The 2,744-nt window shown below is 41.3% G+C and carries 2 protein-coding genes; both read left to right on the top strand.

The genetic code is table 11. The annotated features are described in order from the left end of the window. Positions 1–1,242, top strand: a 1,242-nt coding sequence (locus tag KKC46_20250; GenBank protein MBU1056132.1) for an MMPL family transporter, incomplete at its 5' end; no start/stop codon positions are given. Positions 1,243–1,352: 110 nt separating this feature from the next. Further along, positions 1,353–2,744 (top strand): hypothetical protein (locus KKC46_20245; GenBank protein ID MBU1056131.1); only part of this gene is annotated, 1,392 nt, incomplete at its 3' end.

Below are 2,744 nucleotides of genomic sequence, written 5' to 3'. Positions count from 1 at the left end.
TCGTTTTTTAGTCCACCATCAAACATTGCAAAAATTGTTGATACTGATAGAGGAGTAATCCATTGGATATTGAACATAATAGCTAAGATAGGTTTTGGCAAGGGAGCAGTTACTACCTTGATTCTAACAATCATTATTACCATATTTGCCACTATAGCGGCTTCCAAGGTGGAGATTGGCGATGTTCATCCCGGCAGCCCCATTCTTTGGGAAGATTCAAATTACAATATTGCCATTGACAGCATAAATAAGAGTTTTCCAGGCACTGATGAGTTGTATATACTTGTTGAAGGGGACGGACCAAGAGCAGTAGAAAGTCCCGGGTTTTTAAGGGTTCTAAACTCATTTCAGCGCCATATGGAAAAAAGTTCATTCGCGAGCCGCACTCAGTCTGTTTCCGATCTCGTACCTTCAGTTTATAAAACCATCTATGGAGGACACCCTAAATGGGAAACAATTCCCCTGGAAAAAGCACAAGCTGCCCAGATCTTTTATCGGTTGGGGTCCAGCTCTGCGCCGGGAGATTATGATCTTTATTATTCCAGGGATGAGAGCGTTGCCAATGTAGTCATCTGGTATAAGGATCACATGGGTAATACCTTGCGGGAAGCTATTGCCGCAGTTCAAGAATTTATTGAGAATAATAAAGAGATGCTGGCTAAAGAAAAGTGTTCCTTACAGCTTGCTTCCGGAACCTTGGGGATGCAGGCAGCCACAAATGAAGCAGTATCAGATTCTCAGTTATTAAACCTGATATTGGTTCTTGGATCAGTATTCTTATTATGTGCAATTACCTATCGTTCCGTAGTAGCAGCAGTATTTCTTATGATCCCTTTAAATCTCGCTAATATTATCACATTAAGTGTAATGCATGAACTTAATATCGGGCTTAATATTAACACACTGCCAATTGTATCCGTGGGAGTTGGAGTTGGAATAGATTATGGTATATATTTACTATCCCGTTTCTGCGAGGAATTTCAAATAAACGGCGGATATTCTTTTGCTGTTGCAAATCGTGCCATAAGCACTACCGGCAAAGCAATATTTTTTACGGCTACCACGATGGTGATCGGAGTACTATTCTGGTACTTTTTTTCCAGTATGAAATTTCAGGCTGAAATGGGGCTTCTTTTGGCCATCATAATGCTTCTAAACATGATTGGAGCGTTGGTTATTCTTCCTATGCTGTTGTATATTTTTAAGCCTAAATTTTTGGGGAAATCAAAGGTCGTGGCTTAATATCTTTAACGTCAAAAAAGGGGGGTAAGAATGATTTCAATGAAAGTTTCTCGGCTTGGTATGAAAGTGGTGGTTTCTTTTTCTCATTTTAAACAGCGAAGGAGGTTACTATGAAAGCTGAATTAAGGCTAACAATAAAATGGCTGTTGGTTGTTACCATTTTATTCCTGAGTGTTATGGAGGTGAAGGCTGAAGTTATGCTAAGCGACACGCTCTCGGTAACCGGTTATCTAAGGCAGGAACTGGCAGTCCATACAGGTAAAATAAATCCTAACAACAAGTTATTAAATCAGAAGGATAACAATTCGCTAAATCTTTCTCGAACATTCTTTCAGACAGAGTGGACTTATCTTCCTAACGATATTTTCAAGCTCTATTCTAAGGTAAAGCTGATTTCCGATCAGACCCAAGCAATAGATGATGATCTTCTCGACTACAATGCTTTTCCTTTGGGCACACCAAGGTATGGAACTTATTTGAGGGCTACCAACGATAATGAATTCAATGCAGAGATGTCGGAATTATACGCTGATGTAAGCTTGGGGAACCTTTGGCTTCGGTTGGGCAAACAGCAGATTGTTTGGGGTGAAATGATCTCAGCGCGAATCTTAGATGTTATTAATCCTCTCGATTGGAGTTGGCACTTCCAGTTCGAGCCGGAGGAGTTTGAAAACATCAGAGTGCCGCAATGGGCAGCACGGGCCAGGTATGATTTTGCCCAAGGGACGGGAGCATTGCAATGGATTGGAGATGTTTACTGTGAAGGGTTTCTGAACCCGGGCGATATCTCACCAACAATCTACCCCGCTCCAGGTTCTCCCTTCAATCTTAAACCCGAAACTCCGTCGGTGTTCACGGTCCGGGAAGAAGACCGAAGAGGTAATACGGAATACGGTATTCGTATCGGAGGCAGAGTAGGGCAATTTGCAGGCACCTTAAATTATTTATCCTTATACAGCGATTCTGGTTTTCTGGAAAGGACCGGTGGTGGACCTGCGCCACCCTTTATAGTCACTACCAAGTATCCGAAAACGGAGCTGTACGGAGCTTCCCTTAACTACTCATTTCCTTCTCCGATAGATACTACTGTGACCTATGAGGGAGTTTACAGTCCTGATGAGCCTTATTATGATGCTGCATCACCGGTTACTGTTCCTTGTATCAGATATAATAAAACCCTGAAACATGCTATCAGGTTTGACCGTAAAACTTTTATTTTACCTTCTCCTATAAGCGCTATGATGATCCAATTTCAGTACAGTCAGACGCTTATATCGAATAATGATAAGATTAAATCGACTCCTTCCGCCTTTAGTAAAAATAATAATATTGACAGTAGTCAGAATGTTATCGCGCTTATTCTGAGCCAGGATTTATGGCATAATGACGTTAAGCTTTCATTGACGGCGCTTTATGACTTAGACGGGTGCAGTATGTTTCGTCCTGGTTTTAAGTATATATATGGTAATCACTGGATTTTTGATATTTACGGAGTGATCCTG

This window comes from Pseudomonadota bacterium (assembly GCA_018817425.1).
Lineage (GTDB): Bacteria > Desulfobacterota > Desulfobacteria > Desulfobacterales > RPRI01 > RPRI01.
This window is presented reverse-complemented; position numbering and strand designations above follow the sequence as displayed.